The 20,816-nt window shown below is 64.1% G+C and carries 22 protein-coding genes and 2 tRNA genes; 14 read left to right on the top strand and 10 right to left on the bottom strand.

Annotated features, from left to right (window positions below; all coding sequences use genetic code 11):
• Positions 1–43: 43 nt before the first annotated feature.
• Positions 44–1,297 carry a tRNA (N(6)-L-threonylcarbamoyladenosine(37)-C(2))-methylthiotransferase MtaB gene (gene mtaB / locus OM960_RS07340; protein ID WP_264771530.1) on the bottom strand — a complete coding sequence of 418 codons (1,254 nt, stop codon included), beginning with the start codon at positions 1,295–1,297 and terminating at the stop codon, positions 44–46.
• A complete protein-coding gene (dapF, locus tag OM960_RS07335; RefSeq protein ID WP_264771529.1) occupies positions 1,294–2,133 on the bottom strand; it encodes a diaminopimelate epimerase in 840 nt (279 codons plus the stop codon). Before dapF ends, mtaB begins: the two co-directional genes overlap by 4 nt.
• Before the next feature lie 96 nt (positions 2,134–2,229).
• Between dapF and OM960_RS07330 the strand changes: the two genes are divergently transcribed.
• Positions 2,230–2,305 (top strand) — tRNA-Lys (locus OM960_RS07330).
• A 161-nt stretch (positions 2,306–2,466) separates the two neighbouring features.
• Here OM960_RS07330 and OM960_RS07325 read toward each other — a convergent pair.
• The 5 genes from OM960_RS07325 to OM960_RS07305 all read right to left on the bottom strand — a co-directional run bounded on the left by OM960_RS07325 (position 2,467) and on the right by OM960_RS07305 (position 7,465).
• Positions 2,467–3,372 (bottom strand): DUF2950 domain-containing protein, encoded by a 906-nt coding sequence (locus OM960_RS07325; RefSeq protein WP_264771528.1) that lies wholly within the window; start codon positions 3,370–3,372, stop codon positions 2,467–2,469.
• 1 nt (position 3,373) lies between these two features.
• Entirely contained in the window at positions 3,374–4,672 is a 1,299-nt protein-coding gene (locus OM960_RS07320) for a DUF3300 domain-containing protein (protein ID WP_264771527.1), read from the bottom strand.
• A 304-nt stretch (positions 4,673–4,976) separates the two neighbouring features.
• Complete coding sequence (locus OM960_RS07315; protein WP_263335292.1) at positions 4,977–6,092, bottom strand: site-specific DNA-methyltransferase; 1,116 nt, start codon at positions 6,090–6,092, stop codon at positions 4,977–4,979.
• An 84-nt stretch (positions 6,093–6,176) separates the two neighbouring features.
• Positions 6,177–6,812 carry a ribonuclease HII gene (rnhB, locus tag OM960_RS07310; protein WP_264771526.1) on the bottom strand — a complete coding sequence of 212 codons (636 nt, stop codon included), beginning with the start codon at positions 6,810–6,812 and terminating at the stop codon, positions 6,177–6,179.
• Positions 6,813–6,937: 125 nt separating this feature from the next.
• On the bottom strand, positions 6,938–7,465 hold the full coding sequence (locus OM960_RS07305) for a hypothetical protein (RefSeq protein WP_264771525.1): 528 nt from the start codon (positions 7,463–7,465) through the stop codon (positions 6,938–6,940).
• Positions 7,466–7,649: 184 nt separating this feature from the next.
• Here OM960_RS07305 and OM960_RS07300 point away from each other — a divergent pair, with 184 nt between their 5' ends.
• From OM960_RS07300 to OM960_RS07285, 4 genes are all read left to right on the top strand, one after another.
• Positions 7,650–7,886 (top strand): hypothetical protein, encoded by a 237-nt coding sequence (locus OM960_RS07300; RefSeq protein ID WP_263335298.1) that lies wholly within the window; start codon positions 7,650–7,652, stop codon positions 7,884–7,886.
• Between the two features lie 19 nt (positions 7,887–7,905).
• Complete coding sequence (locus tag OM960_RS07295; protein ID WP_263335412.1) at positions 7,906–8,610, top strand: winged helix-turn-helix domain-containing protein; 705 nt, start codon at positions 7,906–7,908, stop codon at positions 8,608–8,610.
• 90 nt (positions 8,611–8,700) lie between these two features.
• Entirely contained in the window at positions 8,701–9,795 is a 1,095-nt protein-coding gene (locus OM960_RS07290; protein ID WP_264771524.1) for a carboxynorspermidine decarboxylase, read from the top strand.
• 38 nt (positions 9,796–9,833) lie between these two features.
• On the top strand, positions 9,834–11,075 hold the full coding sequence (locus OM960_RS07285) for a saccharopine dehydrogenase family protein (RefSeq protein WP_264771523.1): 1,242 nt from the start codon (positions 9,834–9,836) through the stop codon (positions 11,073–11,075).
• A gap of 94 nt (positions 11,076–11,169) precedes the next feature.
• Here OM960_RS07285 and OM960_RS07280 read toward each other — a convergent pair whose 3' ends face one another.
• The gene (locus OM960_RS07280) at positions 11,170–11,757 is read right to left on the bottom strand and encodes a VOC family protein (protein WP_263335302.1); all 588 of its coding nucleotides are present in this window, start codon (positions 11,755–11,757) and stop codon (positions 11,170–11,172) included.
• Positions 11,758–12,094: 337 nt separating this feature from the next.
• Here OM960_RS07280 and OM960_RS07275 point away from each other — a divergent pair, with 337 nt between their 5' ends.
• The 6 genes from OM960_RS07275 (at position 12,095) to OM960_RS07250 (ending at position 16,030) form a co-directional block, all read left to right on the top strand.
• The gene (locus tag OM960_RS07275) at positions 12,095–13,300 is read left to right on the top strand and encodes a tyrosine-type recombinase/integrase (RefSeq protein ID WP_264771522.1); all 1,206 of its coding nucleotides are present in this window, start codon (positions 12,095–12,097) and stop codon (positions 13,298–13,300) included.
• Entirely contained in the window at positions 13,297–14,082 is a 786-nt protein-coding gene (locus OM960_RS07270) for a hypothetical protein (protein WP_264771521.1), read from the top strand. Before OM960_RS07275 ends, OM960_RS07270 begins: the two co-directional genes overlap by 4 nt.
• 73 nt (positions 14,083–14,155) lie before the next feature.
• The gene (locus tag OM960_RS07265) at positions 14,156–14,326 is read left to right on the top strand and encodes a helix-turn-helix transcriptional regulator (protein ID WP_264771520.1); all 171 of its coding nucleotides are present in this window, start codon (positions 14,156–14,158) and stop codon (positions 14,324–14,326) included.
• A 112-nt stretch (positions 14,327–14,438) separates the two neighbouring features.
• Positions 14,439–14,723, top strand: a complete 285-nt coding sequence (locus OM960_RS07260; RefSeq protein WP_264771519.1) for a hypothetical protein — start codon at positions 14,439–14,441, stop codon at positions 14,721–14,723.
• A gap of 263 nt (positions 14,724–14,986) precedes the next feature.
• Positions 14,987–15,475, top strand: coding sequence for a helix-turn-helix domain-containing protein (locus OM960_RS07255; RefSeq protein ID WP_264771518.1), 489 nt, complete (start codon positions 14,987–14,989; stop codon positions 15,473–15,475).
• A gap of 72 nt (positions 15,476–15,547) precedes the next feature.
• On the top strand, positions 15,548–16,030 hold the full coding sequence (locus OM960_RS07250) for a helix-turn-helix domain-containing protein (RefSeq protein ID WP_264771517.1): 483 nt from the start codon (positions 15,548–15,550) through the stop codon (positions 16,028–16,030).
• Here the strand turns inward: OM960_RS07250 and OM960_RS07245 are convergent, their stop codons facing one another.
• Both OM960_RS07245 and OM960_RS07240 read right to left on the bottom strand, forming a co-directional pair.
• The gene (locus OM960_RS07245; protein ID WP_264771516.1) at positions 16,031–16,543 is read right to left on the bottom strand and encodes a hypothetical protein; all 513 of its coding nucleotides are present in this window, start codon (positions 16,541–16,543) and stop codon (positions 16,031–16,033) included.
• A 188-nt stretch (positions 16,544–16,731) separates the two neighbouring features.
• A tRNA-Leu gene (locus tag OM960_RS07240) sits at positions 16,732–16,816 on the bottom strand.
• 147 nt (positions 16,817–16,963) lie between these two features.
• Here OM960_RS07240 and OM960_RS07235 point away from each other — a divergent pair.
• The 3 genes from OM960_RS07235 to OM960_RS07225 all read left to right on the top strand — a co-directional run bounded on the left by OM960_RS07235 (position 16,964) and on the right by OM960_RS07225 (position 20,764).
• Entirely contained in the window at positions 16,964–17,950 is a 987-nt protein-coding gene (locus OM960_RS07235; protein WP_263335303.1) for a complex I NDUFA9 subunit family protein, read from the top strand.
• A 413-nt stretch (positions 17,951–18,363) separates the two neighbouring features.
• A complete protein-coding gene (locus tag OM960_RS07230; RefSeq protein WP_263335307.1) occupies positions 18,364–19,167 on the top strand; it encodes an undecaprenyl-diphosphate phosphatase in 804 nt (267 codons plus the stop codon).
• 160 nt (positions 19,168–19,327) lie between these two features.
• Positions 19,328–20,764 (top strand): NAD(P)-dependent oxidoreductase, encoded by a 1,437-nt coding sequence (locus OM960_RS07225; protein ID WP_264771515.1) that lies wholly within the window; start codon positions 19,328–19,330, stop codon positions 20,762–20,764.
• Positions 20,765–20,816: the final 52 nt, after the last annotated feature.

The raw sequence follows: 20,816 nt of genomic DNA, 5'->3' as shown, positions 1-20,816 counted from the left end.
GCCGCGTCCGGGACTGATCGGGATCACTCGCCCCGGCGGGCGCTCAGGCGCAAAGCCGCTCGCCGTCGCGGCCGGTGATCGTCGCAGTGACGATCGTGCCCTCGGGCTGGTCTGTGGCGAAGTCGACCTCGGTGAACTGCTCGGTGCGGCCGAGGCGCGGGCCTTCGGTGAGGATCCGGTGGCTGCGCCCCTGCTGCGCGACGAGATGGCGCGACAGCGCCGCCTCGCCCGCGGCGCGGAGCTGGGCGGCCCGCTCCTTGATCGCGGGGCCATTCACCTGCGGCATCCGCGCGGCGGGCGTACCGTCGCGGCGCGAGTAGGGGAAGACGTGGAGGAAGGTCAGTCCGCAGTCCTCGACGAGCTTCAGCGAATTGGCGAACATCGCCTCGGACTCGGTCGGGAAACCCGCGATGATATCGGCGCCGAAGACGATGTCGGGGCGGAGCCGCCGCGCCTCCTCGCAAAAGCGGATCGCGTCGTCGCGGAGGTGACGGCGCTTCATCCGTTTCAGGATCAGGTCGTCGCCATGCTGGAGCGAGAGGTGGAGATGCGGCATGAGGCGCGGCTCGGTGGCGATCGCCAGCATCAGGTTATCGTCCGCCTCGATCGAATCGATCGAGGAGATGCGGAGCCGGGCGAGGTCCGGCACCAGCCTGAGGATCCGCATCACCAGATCGCCGAGCCGGGGCTGGCCCGGCAGGTCGGCGCCCCAGGAGGTCAGGTCGACCCCGGTCAGCACCACTTCGAGGAAGCCCTTGTCGACGAGCCGCCGGATCTGGTCGACCACCACGCCGGCCGGGACCGAGCGCGAATTGCCGCGCCCATAGGGGATGATGCAGAAGGTGCAGCGGTGGTCGCAGCCGTTCTGGACCTGAACATAGGCTCTGTGCCGGCCGAATCCGTCGATGAGATGCCCGGCGGTCTCGGTCACCGACATGATGTCGTCGACCATCACGCGCTCGGTCTCGCCGATCAGATCGGGGGCCTTCAGCGCGCGCCAGGTCTCGGCTTGCATCTTCTCGGTATTGCCGATGACGCGGGTTACCTCCGGCATCGCCGCGAAGGTCTCGGGCTCCACCTGCGCCGCGCAGCCGGTGACGATCAGCACCGCCTCGGGGTTCTCGCGGCGGAGCTTGCGGATCTCCTGCTTGGCCTTGCGCACCGCCTCGGCGGTCACCGCGCAGGTGTTGACGATGACGGCGCCCTCGATCCCTGCCTGTTCGGCAAGCTCCTTCATCGCCTCGGTCTCGTAGGCGTTGAGACGGCAGCCGAGGGTGGAGAAAACCGGCGCGATCATGCGTGCGCGGCGAGGAATTCGGGTGCGAGCCAGCCGTCGAAGACCCTCGCCGTCGGGCCGGTCATCCAGACCCCGTCGTCGCGCCAGTCGATCTCCAGCGTGCCGCCGTCGAGGTCGAGTACCACATGCCGCCCGGCCAGGCCCCTGAGATGCGCCGCGACCGCGGTGGCGCAGGCGCCTGAGCCGCAGGCGAGCGTGATGCCGGTGCCGCGTTCCCAGACCCGCATCCTGAGCCGGTCGGGGCCGGTCAGGCTTGCGTATTCGACATTGGTGGCCCTGGGGAACAGGGGATGATGCTCGATCTTCGCGCCCTCGCGGGCAAGGTCGATCGCCTCGGCATCGTCGACGAAGAAGACGCAATGCGGGTTGCCCATGCCGACTGCGGCCGGATCGCCCGGAATCGGCAGGTGCAACAGGTCGCTCGGCTCCGCGAGCGGCACGCCGTCCCAGTCGAGGATCGGCGCGCCCATGTTGACGCTGACGAGCCCGTCGGCGCGTCGCGTCGCGGCGAGCGTGCCGCGCGCGGTCCCGAAGCGGACGGAGTCGCGGCCGAGCCCCGCCATTACCAGATCCGCGACGCAGCGCGAGGCATTGCCGCAGGCGCCGGCGCGGCTGCCGTCGTTGTTCCAGAAGTCGAGCGTGAAATCGGCACCCTCGGCGTCGCGGATCTCGGCGAGCTGGTCGAAGCCGACGCCGCGATGACGGTCGCCGAGTGCCGCAGCGAGCGCAGGCGTGGTCACGGGCTGTCGCCCTCGTGAATCGAGGATCACGAAGTCATTGCCCGCGCCGTGCATCTTGATGAACGGCAGGCCCTGGGGCGGCTGCATCTGTCTCATGGCGCGCATATACGCCGCGCGAAAGGATTTTGCCAGTGGCGGCTTCTTTTGCTCTTGACCACCCCGAGCGGGGTTCATAAAGAGGCGCCCTGTGATGGGCCCGTAGCTCAGTTGGTAGAGCAACTGACTTTTAATCAGTGGGTCACAGGTTCGAATCCTGTCGGGCTCACCACTGTACTCGCCACCGGCGCAACAAGCGGCCACGGCGAGACGCCGTTGCAGCTCCCTGCGAACCGATCCAGAGGACCTGGCGTCCGACAAGGCATTGATTTGGCGCCGTCGGGCAATCCGGCCGCTCGTTTTCCTCACACCATCCGAAACCCGCGTCTCGCGCTATTCCTCCAGCTCGGTCGGTGTCCATCCTTCGCCGGGATCGTAAAGCGTGATTGCGAAACCCTTGTCGAGCGTTTCCTCGCCGAGATCCGCCTCCAGGATCGTGCCGTTCTCGGAAGCCATGAAGCTGTGCACGCCGGATGCGCCGTAATCGGCCGGGATCGCGAGCACCGCGTGGCCGCCGATCATGTTGCCGTTGACGACATAGCTCATCTCGCCGCCGGGGGCGTTCTGGGTTTGGCCGGTCAGGATCCGGAAGTAGTAGCCCTTGTAGGGTTCGGGCGGAACGTCCTCGGTCCCGTCGTTGAACCCGTCGAGCGAGGCACGGGCGCCGGCCTCGCCGATGGGACTGTCGTCCCCCGGCCAGTAGAGCCCGTCCCGCTGACCTTCCGAAGACACCACGGATTGCGCGAATTCCATCACGCCGTCGCCGTCGTGATCGGTCAGCCGGTACTGGATCTGAAGGTCCAGATAGGCGTCGAGCAGGGTCATCACCTCGATCTCGTTCATGCCGATCTCGCGGGCGGCCATTTCCACCCGGCCTGCCTCGACGTCGAATGACCAGCCGGCGTCTCTTTGCGCGAGGGGGATGGGAAACGGCCAGCCGTCGGTACCGAGCTCGAGCACGACGCCGCCGTCTTCCTGCGGCACGAAGCGGTAACCCTCCGCGTACATTTCGAGGAACTGCCGGCGCTGGCGCCTCAGTTCCTTGCCATCCTCGGAAAAGAGATCCTCCGCCTCCTCGCCGAAGACCGCGAGGATCGCTGCGCGGTCGCGGTCCTCCACGGCCGAGATCAGGGCGGACAGCGCGTCCTGCGGGGCGTCGTAGACGGCCGGGGCGGCAAGCGCGGAGGAGGTCGTCGCGACGGCAAGCAGACAGGCCGCTGGCAATGCAGGCATCTTCATGTCATCTTCTCCTCTTGATCTGCGCCGAGCCGCCCTTGTTGCCGCGCCGCGATGCGGCTTTCGTATTCTTGGCGGGCGCGGTTTTGTTCAGAGCACTGTTCCTTTTCGCGGGTGCTGCGGACTTCGCGGGCTTCTTGGGCCCCGATCCGCTCTTTGCGATCGGTTTGGAGGCAGATGGCTTTCGGGTCGCAGAGGACCGTACACCCCGGTCGCCGGACTTGGTCTTCCGAACGGCGTCGGCCTTGCGGTCGGGGCTGACCTTCGATGGTCGATCGACTTGCGGGAGATTGCCCGCCCTGTCGCGGTCGGTCCTGCGGGATATGTCGCGGGTTCCCGTCCGATTGCCGATCGAGCTGCGCAACTCGTCTTGCCTCGATGGACGTTTGTCGATCTTCAACTTGGTGTTGCCGGATTCGTTCCGGTTCCTCTCGATGCGCTGCTTGGCCTGGATCTGCCTGCTGTTGTCCGGCTTCCAGGCGATCTTGTCCCGGTCGATATCGACCCTGTTCCCGATGTTGACATTGCCGTCGACGTCGATGTCGATGTTGGGATTGCGGATGATCGGTTGACCGTTCCAGCCACCGCAATTGCGGCAGCCCCAGTAGTTGTTCCAGTCGTCGTCATCGTCGAAAATCTCGTCGATGATCGACACGGTTCCCCAGATCATGGCGCCGGTGAGCAGGACGCCACCGACATCGCTGAAGACCGTGTTGTGATCGTATTGCGGAACATAGACCACTTCGGGATTTGTCGGCTGGATGATGACGGTCTCCGCCTGGGTGGTTTCGTCGCGGGTCACCTCCACCGTTTGCTGCTCACCACTGACGAGCACCTGGTTGTTGATCGCCGACTGGCGCATGGTCTGGATGGCGCTCATGACGTCGTCGCTTTGCACCAGCATCGCGTCGCCCATCGTCTCGGTCCACTCGATGTTGTCGGCCATGTCGCCGATAACGTCGGGAAACGCGGTCGCGAGAACCTGTACGCTCATGTCCCAGTCCGTGGCCTCGATCTCCTGCTTGAGCGCGTCGGGGTCCGCATCGGGATTGGACTGCAGGAAATTGTCAGCCTTGATCACGTCGAGCGGCGCGGTCGCGGCGATGAGGATTTGCATGAGAAGCGTATCGGGATAGAGCGCGACAGGCGCGACAAGGGACTCCAGCTCTGTCTGTGTGAGCAGGGCTTCGGTGTCCGCGACGGCGGCGGTCGCGTCTCCGGTTTCGGTTCCGGTCGTTTGCGCAAGTGGTGCGGTTGCGAAGGCCAGCCCGGCGGCCACAATGCACACGGATTTGATATTCATCAACGTCCTCCCTGATAGGTGCCGTGGGCTTGAGCGCCATTTCTCGATCGGCAGACGAGAAGGTTATAAAAGTCCAGTTTGCTGTTCGGTTTTGTTCGAATCTGAGCAGTGTAGCATCTTTTTTTGCCATGAGGACTCGGACGTTATGCCGGAGGTCACGAACGCCGCGCTGGGCTGCCGCCGACCCGTGCGGGCATAAACGCGGAAGGCCGGCCGCGAACAAAAAAACCCCGCCGGGGGTGCAATCCGGCGGGGCAAGGTTGTGCCGTGGTACTCCCCACAGGCACCGGCGGTAACGTGTTTCTCAATGCGGGCGGGCGTCGTCCATCTCGGCCCGGATCTGCTGGCGCAGAAGGTCGATCGGCACCATCTTCCCGTCGCGCTTGAAGTGCCAGTAGGTCCAGCCGTTGCAGGATGGTGCCCCTTCCAGATGCGCACCGACCTGGTGGATCGAGCCCTTGACGTCATTGCCAATGAGGGTGCCGTCCGCGCGCACCTTGGCCTTGAAGCGGTTGCCGATCGAGTAGAGTTCCTCGCCCGGGCGCAGCATGCCACGCTCCACGACCTGGCCGAAGGGCACGCGCGGTTCGGCGCGTTTCGACTGGCTCGTCTCCAGCGCCTCGCGGTCGAACTTGCGGATCTTGGCGATCCGTTTCGCCGCTGCTTCGCGGTAGCTCTCCTCGCGTTCGATGCCGATGAAGTCGCGGCCGAGCATCTTGGCGACGGCGCCGGTCGTGCCGGTGCCGAAGAACGGGTCGAGCACCACGTCGCCCGGATTGGTCGTGCCGACGAGGATCCGGTGCAGAAGTGCCTCGGGCTTCTGGGTGGGGTGCGCCTTGTCGCCGTTCGAGTCCTTCAGCCGCTCATGGCCGGTGCACAGCGGGATCACCCAGTCCGAGCGCATCTGCACGCCGTCGTTCAGCGCCTTCAGCGCCTCGTAGTTGAAGGTGTACTTGCCGGCTTCGGACTTCGAGGCCCAGATCAGCGTCTCATGGGCGTTGGTCAGCCGCTTGCCGCGGAAGTTTGGCATCGGGTTCGACTTGCGCCAGACCACGTCGTTGAGGATCCAGAACCCCTGGTTCTGCAGTTCCGCCCCCATGCGGAAGACGTTGTGGTAGGAGCCGATGACCCAGATCGCGCCATTGGGCTTCAGGAGACGGCGGGCGGCGGCGAGCCAGTCCTTCGTGAACTTGTCATAGGCCTTGAAGCTGTCGAACTGGTCCCAATGGTCGTCGACCGCGTCGACCTTGGAGTTGTCGGGGCGGTGCAGGTCACCGCGAAGTTGCAGGTTATAGGGCGGATCCGCGAAGATCAGATCCACCGAGCCCTCGGGCAGCGAGCGCATCACCTCGATGCAATCTCCGGCCAGAATTTCATTGCGCGGAAGCCCCAGGGCCCCCTTCACCATCGTCTTCGTCATCGCTGCCTCATCCCCGGCGTTGGCGCCGTTCTTGTTGCTTCCAAGATGAGTCAGGACCGATTCGCCGTCAAATTCTTTTTTGAATCAACGGCTTATGGTTTGGTCTTGATACAAGATATGGTGCACCGGCTTGAACGAACGTCTATGGTGTGGGGTCACACCGAGATTTCGGAGCGCCTCGAGGTGGTCTTTGGTCGGGTAACCGGCGTTTCTTTCCCAGCCGTAGCCAGGATGCTGTTGCGCCAAATCCACCATGATGCGATCGCGCCACACCTTGGCGACGATCGAGGCCGCCGCGATCGACTGCGACCGCGCATCGCCCTTCACCACCGCCTCGGCCGAAAGCGCGAGGTCGCGTGGCAGCCGGTTGCCGTCGACGAGCACATGGTCAGGCGCTTGCGCCAGCCCGGCGACCGCCCGGCACATCGCCAGATGGCTCGCCTGGAGGATGTTGAGCCGGTCGATCTCCTCGACGCTCGCCTCGGCCACGGCGACATCGGCCCGCGCCATGATCTCGGCCGCCAGTGCCTCGCGCCGGGCCTGCATGAGTTTCTTTGAATCGTCGAGACCGGGCGGAATCCTCAGCGGATCAAGCCGCACGGCGGCGGCGACGACCGGGCCGCAGAGCGGTCCCCGGCCGACCTCGTCGACGCCGGCCACATAGGTCAAGCCGCGCGCGAAGGCGGCCTCTTCGAAGCTGAAATCGGGTGTGCTGGTCATGCGGCCACCTTGCGCGGCGGGGCGGCGGGCGCAAGAAAAAAAAGGGCGGGTGATGATCACCCGCCCTCAGATCCGGCTTCGGTGCACAACATTAACCGTCGCCGACTGCTCGACCGGCCCGCGCTTCAGCGGACTCGTGCGATCTGGAACCCCCGGCTCTGGAGGCAATTCGTGCCGTAGACCGTGCGGTTGCCCCAGCGGTCGCGGATGCGGAAGGCGCAATTGTCCGGCAGGCGGTAGCCGCGGCCGAACTCGGCCAGGCAGCGCGCCGACACGACGTCGCGGCGGCCGTGCCCGCTGCGGATCGGGAACACGCATTGCGCCGGGATCAGTTGACGGCGCGCGTGGCCATAGTGCTTGTGCCGCTTGTGGGCGTGCTTGCGCTTGTAGACATGCCGGTCGTCGCGGTCGTCGAAGTAGCGACGGTTGTCGTCGTAACCCCGGTAGGGCCGGTAAGGCTGATAGGACCGGCTCGGCGAGGCATAGCCATAGGACTTGCGCTTGTTGGACTCGTTGAGGATCAGCCCGAGCGTGATGGCGCCAAGCGCGAGGCCGAGCGCCTCGTCATTGTCGAGCGCGGCGGCCGGCGTGGCCACCATGGAGGACAGGGCTAGGGCGGCGGCGGCAGCTGCGGCGATCAGTCGATTCATCATCGTGGATCTCCTTGCTATGAGGTGGCGGGCAGGGCGCGATGCCGCCCGGGTCATGGCCGAAACTGGCGCCGGCTGCCCGGGACAAGCAATAACGCCACCTTGCTAGCGGATAACTCCGGCGCGGCACGGCTTTGTTATTGATTAGCCTTTTGCGCCGTCGCAGGTTGGCGGCATGATGAAACGCATGGCACCCATCCTCCTGGCGCTCGCCGCCCTGACGCAGGCCGATCCGGCCTCCGCCGCCTGCCGCGTCGAATACAAGGCGAAGCAGGACAATCCCCTGCGCCTCGATTTCGGCACCGCGCAACTGCCCGACAGCGCCTGCGCCTCGAAAGAGGCCGCCGCCAAGGCACTGGCGCCGAGACTGAAAAAGGAAGGCTGGACGCTGCTGGCCATTGTGTCCATCCTTGGCGGCGGATAACCGCACCGGGGACAACGAATTGGCCGAGATCACCAGCGTGACAACCGAAGCCCTGCGCTCCGGCAACCGGGTCGTGGTCTGGGGCATTGCCGGAATCGTCGGCATCCTCGCGCTCGCGGCCGTGTTCCTCTTTCTGTCGCTCCCCGACGCCAACATCTTCAACGCCCGCGTCGAGCGCATCTTCATCGAGAACGACGCGCTCACGACACGCGAGCAGATCAAGCTCCTCGAGGTTCTCGCCCAGTCCGGCACCGCCTTCGCCGAGGTGCTGACGAGCTACCGGATGGTGATCTTCGTGCTCCTGCTGTTCGCGACCGGGCTTCTGATCGCGGCGCTCGTCTTTCTCGTGATGATCGTCGCTCTCAACAAGCGCATGGGCGAGATCGAGCGTCAGGGCATCCAGATCTCCTCGCTCCTGATCAGCCGGGCGCAGAACGCGGTCGTGCTGAACAACATGGAGTTCAAGCTCACCCCCGCCGCGGTCGAGACGCTTTCAGTCCTCGCCGAGGCGCGGATGGACGACGACGTGATGTCGGGTGCCGAGATCGAGGCGGTGATCTCGGGCAAGAACGCCGCCGATTGCGACGAGAGTGCGGGCGCGATGCGGATCAAGCGGCTGAGGGATGCACTAGGCAACCAGATCGTGTCCGAGCTTCTCGTGAAGAACATCGCCCGGCGCGGCTACATGCTCGCGGTCGACAAGGATACGATCCGGATGATCTGAGCCCTTGCGCAGGGCGCGGCCAAGCCGCACTTGCGCGTGAAGGTCCGCGGAATTATACCGACGCTTCCACTTGCCGACCGGGGGGCGCGCGTGATCCAGACACCCTTCTATCTGATCGACAAGGCGAAGCTGCTTCGCAACATGGAGATCATCGACCGGCTGCGCGAGGGTTCCGGCGCCAAGGCGCTCCTGGCGCTGAAGTGCTTCGCGACCTGGTCTGCCTTCGACCAGATGCGCGAGCATATGGACGGCACGACCTCCTCCTCGCTCTTCGAGCTGCGGCTCGGGCGCGAGAAGTTCGGCAAGGAGACCCACGCCTATTCCGTCGCATGGGCCGATCACGAGATCGCGGAGGCGGTGGGCTACGCCGACAAGATCATCTTCAATTCGATCGGTCAGCTCGAACGCTTCGACAACCAGTCGGCGGGCATCCAGCGCGGGCTGCGCCTCAATCCCCGCTTCTCGACCTCCGGCTTCGACCTCGCCGACCCGGCGCGGCCGTTCTCTCGGCTCGGCGAATGGGACGCGACGAAGATCATGGCCGTGATCGACCGGATCTCGGGCTTCATGATCCACTACAATTGCGAGAACCGCGATTTCGACCTCTTCGACCACCAGCTTTCCCGGATCGAGGCGGAGTTCGGCGACCTTCTCGAAAAGGTCGAATGGGTCAGCCTCGGCGGCGGCATCCATTTCACCGGCGAGGGCTATCCGGTCGACGCGCTGGCAGCCCGGCTGAAGGCTTTCGCCGGGAAGTTCGGCGTGCAGGTCTACCTGGAACCGGGCGAGGCCGCGATCACCAACTCGACCTCGCTCGAGGTGACCGTGCTCGACCTTCTCAACAACGGCAAGGATCTCGCGATCGTGGACAGCTCGATCGAGGCGCACATGCTCGATCTCCTGATCTACCGCGAAAGCGCCAAGCTGCCGCAGACCGGGGATCACGAATACCAGATCTGCGGGAAATCCTGCCTGGCCGGCGACATCTTCGGCGAGGCGCGGTTCGAACGCCCGCTCGCCGTCGGCGACCGGATCTCGGTCCGCGACGCGGCCGGTTACACGATGGTCAAGAAGAACTGGTTCAACGGCGTCAACATGCCGGCAATCGCGATTCGCGAACTTGACGGGACCATCCGCCTGGTTCGCGAATTCGGCTATCAGGATTACCAGGACAGCCTCTCCTGAGGTTCCATTCCCCGCCTGACGAAGGGAGACACACCGAAGTGAAAAAGAACGTGCTGATCATTGGCGCCGGCGGCGTCGCGCAGGTCGTGGCGCATAAATGCGCGCAGCATAACGACGTGCTGGGCGCGCTGCACATTGCCAGCCGGACGAAATCGAAATGCAACGACATCATCGCGAGCGTCCACGAGAAGGGCGCGATGAAGGTCGCAGGCACGTTCGAGGCGCATGCGCTCGACGCCAAGGACACGAGCGCGGTGGCGGATCTCATCCGCAAGACCGGAAGCCAGATCGTGATCAACGTGGGCACGCCCTACGTCAACATGTCGGTCCTCGATGCCTGTATCGAGACCGGTGTCGCCTATATGGACACCGCGATCCACGAAGATCCGGCGAAGATCTGCGAAACCCCGCCCTGGTACGCGAACTACGAATGGAAGAAGCGCGAGGCCTGCGAGAAGGCGGGCGTGACCGCGATCCTCGGCGTCGGCTTCGATCCCGGCGTGGTGAACGCCTATGCGCGGCTCGCCGAGGACCAGTATCTCGACACGATCACGGAAATCGACATCGTCGACATCAATGCCGGCTCCCACGGCAAGTATTTCGCGACGAACTTCGACCCCGAGATCAATTTCCGCGAGTTCACCGGCACGGTCTATTCCTGGCAGGGCGGCGAGTGGCGTGAGAACAGGATGTTCGAGGTGGGCAAGGAGTGGGATCTGCCCGTCGTCGGCAAGCAGAAGGCATATATGAGCGGCCATGACGAGGTGCATTCGCTCGCCAACCGCTATCCCAAGGCGGACGTGCGGTTCTGGATGGGCTTCGGCGATCACTACATCAACGTCTTCACGGTGCTGAAGTCGATCGGGCTGCTTTCGGAGCAGCCGGTGACGACCGCCGAGGGGTTGGAGGTCGTGCCGCTGAAGGTCGTGAAGGCCTGCCTGCCCGATCCGGCGAGCCTTGCGCCCGGCTATACCGGCAAGACCTGCATCGGCGATCTGGTGAAGGGCACCAAGGACGGCAAGCGGGCCGAGGTCTTCATCTACAACGTCGCCGACCACAAGGAAGCGTTCAACGAGGTGGGCAGCCAAGGCATCTCCTACACCGCCGGCGTTCCGCCGGTCGCCGCGGCGATCCTGATCGCCAACGGCTCCTGGGACGTGAAAAAGATGGCCAATGTCGAGGATCTCGACCCGAAGCCCTTCATCAGCCTCCTGAACCGCATCGGCCTGCCGACGCGGGTGAAGGATGCCGAAGGCGACCGTGCCGTCGATTTCGGCTGAGATCGCCGCTCCGAAAACAGCGAATGGCGGCGCCCCGGCGCCGCCATTCGCGTTTCCGACCTCGGACTGGGGCTATCCTGCAGCCTGCGCGCCCTCAACTCTTGTAGGGATCCTTCGGCGCCCGGTCCTGCGAGAGCGAGCCCTGTCGCCGCGCGATCAGCACCTCGATCGCGTCGGCGAGGTGGATCTCGGCGATGTTGTAGTCGCCCCGTTCGACCCGGATCCGGTGCGCCTCGTGCAGCACGTCGGCATGGCTGTAGCCGAAGGGCGGCTCGAACCTGTAGGCGGCGAGCTCCACCAGAAGGCCCAGCGGATCGCGGAAATAGATCGAATCCATGAAGCCGCGATCCTTCACGCCGGAATGGCTGACGCCGCGTTCGTCGAGCCGCTCGACGGCTTGCGAGAAGCTCGCCTTGGAAACGGCGAAGGCGATGTGGTGCACCTCGCCCGGCAACGGCCGGCGCGGCGTCGGATCGGCCGCCCGGTCCTCGTTGGTGAAGACGGTGATGAGCCGCCCGTCGCCGGGATCGAAATAGAGATGCCCTTCGCCCGGATTGTCGAGGTTGGGCTGATCGAAGACGAAGGGCATGCCAAGCAGCCCTTCCCAGAAGTCGATCGACGTCTTGCGGTCCGCCCCCATCAGCGTGATGTGGTGAACGCCCTGAGCCTGGATCTTTCGCATGGCCACCTCCGAGGATCGGATCTTAGCAGCTTCCTCCCGCGGCAGAAACGAAAGAGGCTGATGCCGGTCCGCGGGTTACATTTGCTTCGGTGCTGTCACGGCAGGCCGGTGGCGCGGGAACCGTCCGGGCAACAAAAAACCCTCGGAAAATCGAATTTCCAAGGGCTTTGGAAAGACTTGGTGCCCAGGAGAGGCATCCAATCCCTATATCTTGGCGCCCCACCGCGCACTGGATCTGCAATAAAGTAGAGAAAAATAAGCACTTACCTGTTTCACCCCGTTCCAACCTGCCCCAGTATACCCCATATGTTGAGGGTGGACGAAAAGGGGGACAGGGATGAGCCGAGCGCTTCACAAGCTGACTGCCCAAACAGCTAAGGCCGCTGCGCCAGGAAAATACTCTGATGGCGGCGGGCTTTGGCTTCACAAGCGACCGGACGGCGGCGCGCAATGGGTGTTGCGCGTGTCGATTCACGGTCGTCGGCGCGAAATGGGCCTTGGGGCTTTCCCCGACATCTCCTTGAAGGGCGCGCGCGAGTCGGCGGAGAAGTGGCGCGCGTTGGTCCGCGAAGGTCTGGACCCGATCAAGGAACGTGACCGCCAGCGCCGTGATTCGGCGCGCAAGCTGCACCTCCTGAATGATGTGGCACTTGATGCCTTCGAGAGCCGCAAGGCGGAACTGAAGGGCGACGGCAAGGCGGGCCGGTGGTTCACCCCGCTTGAACTCCACGTCCTTCCGAAGTTGGGTAAGGTGCCGGTCGGTGACATCGACCAGAAGGACATCCGCGATACGCTCTCGCCGATCTGGCACACGAAAGCCGACACCGCGCGCAAAGCGATGAACCGGCTGGCGATCTGCTTACGTCACGCGGCAGCGCTGGGCTTGGACGTCGACTTGCAGGCAACGGAGAAGGCGCGCGCACTCTTGGGCAAGCAACGCCACAAGGCGACGAACATTCCCGCGCTGCCCTGGAAGGACGTGCCCGACTTCTATCAGAGCCTTGACGGCGGTTCGGTTACAGAACTCGCATTGCGCTTGCTTATCCTGACGGCTGTGCGGTCCTATCCCCTGCGCCATATCCACGAAAGCCAGATCGAGGACGGCATCTGGACGATCCCCGCAGAGGCAATGAAGGGCCGCGTGGGGGCGACGACTGATTTCCGGGTTCCGCTGTCCTCTGAGGCGCTTGCGGTCATTCAGGAAGCCCGCAAGTTCGCCCGTGACGGCTTCCTCTTTTCCGGCGTTCGCAGGGGTGTAATCTCCGACATGACGATGAGCAAATTCATGGAGCGGCGAGGGATGGATGAGCGCCCACACGGGTTCCGGTCCTCATTCCGGGACTGGACCGCAGAAGCGACGAAAACGCCGCGCGAAGTGGCCGAGATGTGCCTTGGGCATGTGTCGGGCAGCAAGGTTGAGCGCGCATACAGGCGCACGGATTTCATGGAGCAGCGGAAAGTGTTGATGGCTCGGTGGAGCAGCTTTGCCTCCAGCCCGAGGGATGGTGTGGTCAGCCAATTTTCGGGTGCGGCAGCACGATGACGACGAAAGACGCAAATTCTGACGACGAGTTCGCCAAGCGCTTCGGCCGGTTTACTCTTCAACCGGCAACTGGCGGCATCAGTAGCCATGCCCTACCCCAATTTATTCCGGGATCAGATAACGATTACGCGGTGCGAGTAGCAGGTAAAGTGGGAAGTGCGTATGCATGGGAACCGCAATCGACTGCGCGACAGGTCGGCATTGACCTCTGCCTTGATACGCTTCGCCAAGGGTGCTGGGCAGGGGGAAATTCGTTGCCGAGGCAACAGCGGAAGCGGGTTCGCGATGAGATCGGGGAAGGGGCTTTTCGAACACTTTGGCGAACTCTAACGTTCGACAGCCCGATCAAAGAAGAACTCTCTAAACGGCGCAGTTGGGGTGATTTTCGTAAGGTTTGGAACTGCGCGATTACCGCATTCTGGTGTCACCATTTCGAAGAGCCTTTTAGCAAGAACTGGGTCGCCGCATGCGCTCTTTTCAAACTGTACGGACGGCGAGACGAAATCACCTTTGGCTTTCTGTGCTCTGAACTCGCGCAGAAAATTTCGCACGAAGAAGATGCAATGCGCGGGGCTGGTACGGTCAGTTCTGCTCGGCGGGGCGGACATGCAGCTAGCCAAAAACGTGCGTATAGCCGAAATCAGATCCTCTTGGAGATGTCCGGTCTGATTCATGGAGAGGGGCAGGCGGTAATGAGTGCCGCCCGCAAAGTTGCGCGGCGGACCTGCGCCGCGTCGCCCGAGGCGATCAGACGACTTTGGTATCGTCACCAAGAAAGATAGTTGTGACACTGCGCGCCAGTGTCACAGCATGCTTGGTCCATATTGATTCCGTGGAACAGCACGGAGCACCAACATGCACTACATTTCTTTCTACGAGCTGCGATTGAAGCTCGGCGGTCGCGGTCGAACGACTATCTACCGCGACATTGAAAACGGGTGGCTTCCGAAGCCAATCAAGATCGGCTCCAGACTCTATTGGCGCGAAGCCGACGTCGAGGCCGCAATCTCGAAACTGGTGAAATGAGAACGACCCCGGCCTTGGCCGAAACCAACGGCGCGGGGTCGCTGCTGTTCCCTGGTAAGAACGTCGGCAGCATATGCCCAGCGCCTTTCACTTACAATCGAAAGGCAATCTGATGAACTCAGGACATTGGTATTCCCGGCCGTCTCAGGTCTACTGGGCATGCAAGGCGCTCTTGGATGGGCGCACGATCAGCCACAGGACCGAGATCCGCGAGGTGCGCGGCTGGCGGTTGGGAGCAATCATCTTTCGGCTCAAGAAGCGGTACGGCTGGCCCATAGAGGCGGAGTATCGCGGCTCGGAGAATGTCGCGCACTATTTCCTCAAGGCAGGAACCGATCCGCATTCGCTGCGCTACCCGCCGAGCGCGCGGGCGCTCTCCCCTGCGGAGGGAAAGTGATGGATCGGTTCCGCATCACCCGGCTCCGCCTCACGCTCGGGCTTACCGAGGCTCAAGCCCGCCTTCTGGCGTCAATGATCTACGGAGAATGACATGAGGCACGATGAGGTGAGCATTCAGCGTAAAGGCGACAGGTGGCACGTCCTCGTTCGTAGGGGCGTCTACAGCGCCACGGAGGCCGCATGGCTGTCTCTAGGGGGCTGCGGCGATCTGAGGACCGCCCTGCGCCTCTGGCTGGCTATCGTCGGCGGAGACGCCGGGAGATGAGCCGCAAGACCTACAAGCAGAAGAAGAAGGGGGCTGGGCGGTTCGTCCAGCTTCCCCACTGGATCTTGGCGACCGAGGCTTGGTCAAGCCTCAAGCCCGGTCCGCGCGCGCTCTACATCGAACTCAAGCGCCGCTACACCGGATCGAACAACGGCAGAATCCGTCTGAGTCATCGCGAGGCGGCGACGGCGCTCTCGGTCACGCGCAATACGGTCGGCGCTTATTTCGAGGCGCTTATTGAGCACGGCTTCATCCACATGACGCAGGCCGCGCACCTTGGCCCGTCCGGGATCGGTTTGACATCGGAGTGGGCGCTTGAGGAGTACCCGACCGACGACCTGAAGCCCGCCCGCATGACGTTTGTAAGGTGGCGAGAAAAGCAGAATCCCCGCCCAAAAAATGGGACACCCCGTCACGATATTCGGGACACCTCCTGCGGTTCGGGCGTGGATTCGAGCGGAACCGTCCCGAATTTTGGGACGTGAAAGGGCGACACCGCGAGATGCGCGTCACAGAAACCGGGACATATATACATCTAGCCAGGGGCAGGGGATTTGATGGGCGTGAAACTTAGCGGCAAAGCACTGGCTGCGAAGCGCATGGCGGCGGGCCTGAGCCAGCGGGAACTCGCACGCCGGGCGGCCATCGATCACCGGGCGGTGCAGTACTGGGAGAACTCGACCGCTCTAGATCTTTACGGGTACGCGGTCAAACGCATGGTCGATGCGCTGGGCTGGCGAATTTCCCCGCACCACTACGCGCGCGCGCGTTATGGGGTCTTATCGGATGGCGAAGAAGCTGCCCTGTTCCTGGACATCATCCGTGCGATGCCGAAGCGGCTGGCGATGGCCCTCGTAGCGCCTCGCGTCAAATGCGGGGCCAAGACCCGGAAGGGCACGCCATGTCGCGCGCTATCCGAACCGGGCCGACGGCGGTGCCGGTTTCATGGTGGGTTGAGTACCGGCCCTCGAACAAAAGAGGGCCGGAATAGGATTGGAGCGGCGCAGCGGCTGCGGTGGCAGGCATCAAAGCGCCAATAACTAAGCCTCTGGCTTGAGCACGTAACCTGTAGACGTTCCACAAAGCACGTCTGCCGCCTTTGGCAAACTCTGCGTACCCGGTCCTACCACGACACCAAGCTTCTCTTGCTCTTTGGTGCAGGTCGGCACCGTGATCTGGGTATAGCCTGCGTTCGCCATACATTGCCCAAATACGCGCTTTCGCAGATCCAGATTGGCGTCGTACGAATAGACTTGGCCGCCATACGTCTGTCCGCCGGTGACGTTCCCCCCGGTGGTGTAGCAGTTCACTGAGTAGCCATAGCCATAACAGCTAGTACTCGACGGCGTTACGTAGGTTGGCGTGGTGTATGTGGGCGTCGTTCCGACCTTCATGGCGGTCGGTACTTTGTTCACCGCATCCACCTCGCAGTTCGTATAGTCATTTTGTCGCCGCGCGACACTCCCACCATCTTTCCAATACTCAGACTGAGATGTGGGCTGACAGCCTGCCACGGCTATCACTGCGAAACACGCAGCCAGCTTCAATTTCATAGAGATACCCTTCTACACGCCCCCTGCCGCGCAGGCTCTAAGGGCGTGGCGACTTTTTCAAGCGATTCCGTCAGGACATATTCGCGCATGCGGCGACTTTGATCGGCGCCCCAAGGGTGGACAGAAAGGGGGATGGTTTCGGGTTAAATTCCGGAAATCTAAGTTTATCAATAGCTTGTGCGATAAAGTGGTGCCCAGGAGAGGACTCGAACCTCCACGCCTTGCGGCACACGGACCTGAACCGTGCGCGTCTACCAATTCCGCCACCTGGGCAGGTGTCGTGACGGGCGATGTATAGGGGCCGCGATGCACTGTCAACGGGGTCCGGCACGAATCCCGCCTGCGATCATTCGCGCCTTGTTCACAACGTCGCGCGGCGCTAATCAGGGGCAAGAGCGGATGATTGCCGGAGGCTTGCCCATGTCGAAACTCGTAACGATCTACGGCGGTTCGGGATTTCTCGGGCGGTACATCGCAAGGCGCATGGCCAAGGAGGGCTGGCGCGTCCGCGTCGCCTGCCGCCGCCCGAACGAGGCGCTGTTCGTCAAGCCCTACGGCGCCGTCGGCCAGGTCGAGCCGGTCTTCGCCAACATCCGTGATGACGCATCGGTGCGGGCCGCGATGAGCGGGGCAGACGCGGTCGTGAATTGCGTCGGCACCTTCGACAAGGGCGGCCGGAACAACTTCGAGGCGGTGCAGGCCGAAGGCGCCGCGCGGATCGCTCGAATCGCCGCCGAGACCGGCGTCGGGACCATGGTCCATATCTCGGCCATCGGCGCAGACGCGCTGAGCGACAGCGATTACGCCCGCACCAAGGCCGATGGCGAGGCTGCCGTGCGGATGCATTTCCCCGAGGCGCTGATCCTGCGCCCCTCGGTCATGTTCGGCCCCGAGGACGGGTTCTTCAACCGCTTCGCGTCGATGTCGCGCCTCGGGCCGATCCTGCCCGTGGTCGGGGCGGCGACGAAGTTCCAGCCGGTCTATGTCGACGACGTCGCCAAGGCCGCGGTCAGGGGCATCCTTGGCGAGGCCCACGGCACCTACGAGCTTGGCGGCCCCGAGGTCGCGAGCTTCCGCAAGCTGATGCAGGACATGCTCGCGGTGATCAATCGCCGGCGCCTCGTGCTCAACATGCCGTTCTGGATCGCGCGGATCATGGCCTCGCTGCTGGACTTCGGCTCGGTCGTCACCGGCCGTCTGGTCAGCAACAAGGTGCTGACGCGCGACCAGGTAAAGAGCCTGCGGCGCGACAACGTCGTTTCGGACGAGGCCAAGGGGCTGGCCGATCTCGGGATCGCCGCGACCCCGTTCTCTGCGGTGGTGCCGGATTACCTCTGGCGGTTCCGGCCCTCGGGCCAGTATGACGCGATCAAGGCCTCGGCTAAGAACCTGCGCCGGCACGGCTGAACCGGCTCCCGGCGTCACGCCGACCGCGGGCTCGGGTTCCGCGGGTTTCGGGTCGAGCATCTCGAGTATCACCGGTTGGTCGCACTCTACGACAAGCTGTCCGGCGCCTCGAATGTCTTGGTCCTGTCGCAGGAAAGCCCGAAGGCCGACATGGATGGCGCGGCCAGTCGGACCGCGTGTTTCGCCGGGCACCGAGATGCCGGCAGCCGCGCCCCGTGCGAGACGCCCTGCGGGGATGTGGCCTTGCCGGCCGGAGGCGCCAACCCCGAGGCCGCCGCGGGCTGAAGGACGCCTGACGGCCGCTGGCACTCGAGGATTGCCGGGGGCGGAAGGGCGGCCGACCTTGCCTCCACGCCGGGCCTTGGCTAGGCTCGCTGCCGGTTCGGTTCTGGCCAGCAAGGAAATCCCCGACAATGAGCGACACCACGCTGAGCGCCCTGCTGCTGGGCCTTCTCGAAGGGCTGACCGAGTTCATTCCGGTCTCCTCGACCGGCCATATCCTGCTCGCCGGGCATTTCCTCGGCTTCGAGAGCGCGGGCAAGACCTTCGAGGTGGTGATCCAGCTCGGCGCGGTACTGGCGGTCATGGGTGTTTATGCCGCGAAGATCGGCCGTACCATCGTCGGGTTGCCGAACGACCGCCATGCGCAGCGGTTCGCCGCCTCGGTGCTGATCGCCTTCCTGCCGGCGGTGGTCGTGGGGGTGCTTGCCCATGACGTGATCAAGACCGTGCTGTTCGAAAGCCCGCGGCTCATCGCCTCGATGCTGATCCTCGGCGGCGTGGTGCTGCTGATCGTCGATCGGCTGCCGCTGACGCCGCGCCATCATGATGCCGAGCGGTTCCCGATCCCGATGGCTTTCGGGATCGGGGTGATCCAGTGCCTCGCGATGATTCCCGGCGTCTCGCGCTCGGGGGCGACGATCGTGGGGGCGCTGGCGCTCGGGGCCGACAAGAGGTCGGCGGCGGAGTTCTCGTTCTTCCTGTCGATGCCGACGATGGCCGGGGCCTTCACCTATGATCTTTACAAGAACCGCGACGTGCTCGACCTCGGTGCGGTGTGGGAGATCGCGATCGGCTTCGCGGTCGCCTTCGTCGCCGCGGTGCTCGTGGTCAACTGGCTTCTAGGCTATGTCAGCCGGCACGGATACGGCCTCTTTGGCTGGTGGCGAATCATCGTCGGAACGGTGGCTCTGGCGGCTTTGAGCATGGGGTTCTGATGGATAGGTATCATTTGCTGACCTAATTTAGGTCAAAAAACCTGCCCCAAAGCCGGCCGAGCTAAAAAATCCTCAAATTATGTCAGTCATTCTGACTTTTATTTCCGAAGCCACGGGAGTAGCAATGCGCACCCTGCATTGCCTGCCCGAAGGATGTCCCATGGCCCAGAACCGCATGCTCCAGTTCGTGACCCGCGCGCGCGAGATGCCGGAAAAGCGTGAGGCCAGTGTCCGCGCACAGGATTTCAGCGAGATTTACCGCGAGTTCGCCGCCGCCAAGGCGGCCGAGCAGGCGGGCCGCTGCTCGCAGTGCGGCGTGCCCTACTGCCAGACCCATTGCCCCCTGCACAACAACATCCCCGACTGGCTGCGCCTGACCGCCGAGGGCAGGCTGCAGGAGGCCTACGAGCTTAGCCAGGCCACCAACACCTTCCCCGAGATCTGCGGCCGGATCTGTCCGCAGGACCGTCTCTGCGAGGGCAATTGCGTCATCGAGCAGTCGGGCCACGGCACCGTGACGATCGGCGCGGTGGAAAAGTACCTGACCGACACCGCCTGGGACAATGGCTGGGTCAAGCCGGTCAGGCCGGCTACCGAGCGTACCGAGAGCGTCGCGATCATCGGCGCCGGGCCGGGCGGGCTCGCCGCGGCGGACGTGCTGCGGCGGCGGGGCCTGCAGGTCACGGTCTATGACCGCCACGACCGCGCCGGCGGCTTGCTGACCTACGGCATCCCCGGCTTCAAGCTGGAAAAGGACGTGGTGATGCAGCGCATCGCCCAGCTCGAACAGGGCGGCGTGCAGTTCGTGCTGAACTGCAACGTCGGCGAGGACATCAGCTTCGACGCGATCCGCGGCAAGCATGACGCGGTGATCATCGCCACCGGCGTCTACAAGAGCCGCGACCTTTCCGGCCCGAACGCCACCGCCGCGGGCATCGTCCGGGCGATCGACTATCTCACCGCTTCGAACCGCAAATCCTTCGGCGACGAGGTGCCGGAGTTCGACTCCGGCGAGCTCGATGCCAAGGGCAAGCGCGTCGTCGTGATCGGCGGCGGCGACACCGCGATGGACTGCGTCCGCACCGCGATCCGCCAGGGCGCGCAGTCGGTGAAATGCCTCTACCGCCGCGACCGCGCCAACATGCCGGGCTCGCAGCGCGAGACCGCCAATGCCGAGGAGGAGGGCGTCGAGTTCGTCTGGCTCACCGCGCCGAAGGGCTTCACCGCGGGCGACGCGGTCGAGGGCGTTCTGGTGCAGCAGATGCGGCTTGGCGCGCCGGACGCGTCGGGCCGGCAGTCGCCCGAGGTGATCGAGGGCGCGGATTATGTCGAGGACGCCGATCTGGTGATCAAGGCGCTTGGCTTCGAGCCCGAGTACCTGCCGAAGCTCTGGGGTTCGGAAGGGCTGGAAGTGACGCGCTGGGGCACGGTGAAGGCCGATTTCCGCAGCCATGCGACCAGCCTGCCCGGCGTCTTCGCGGTGGGCGATATCGTGCGGGGCGCGAGCCTCGTGGTCTGGGCGATCCGCGACGGGCGCGAGGCGGCGGAAAGCGTGCTCGACTACCTCGCCGGGGCGCAGGCCGTCGCGGCGGAATGAGCCGGAGCGGCGCGGTGGCGGCGTCCTGTCGGCAAAACGTATGGCATCCGGT

The organism is Defluviimonas salinarum, from assembly GCF_026013545.1.
GTDB classification, from domain to species: Bacteria; Pseudomonadota; Alphaproteobacteria; order Rhodobacterales; family Rhodobacteraceae; genus Albidovulum; species Albidovulum salinarum.
Note: the sequence above shows the minus strand (reverse complement) of the source record. Positions and strands in the feature narration are given on the sequence as shown.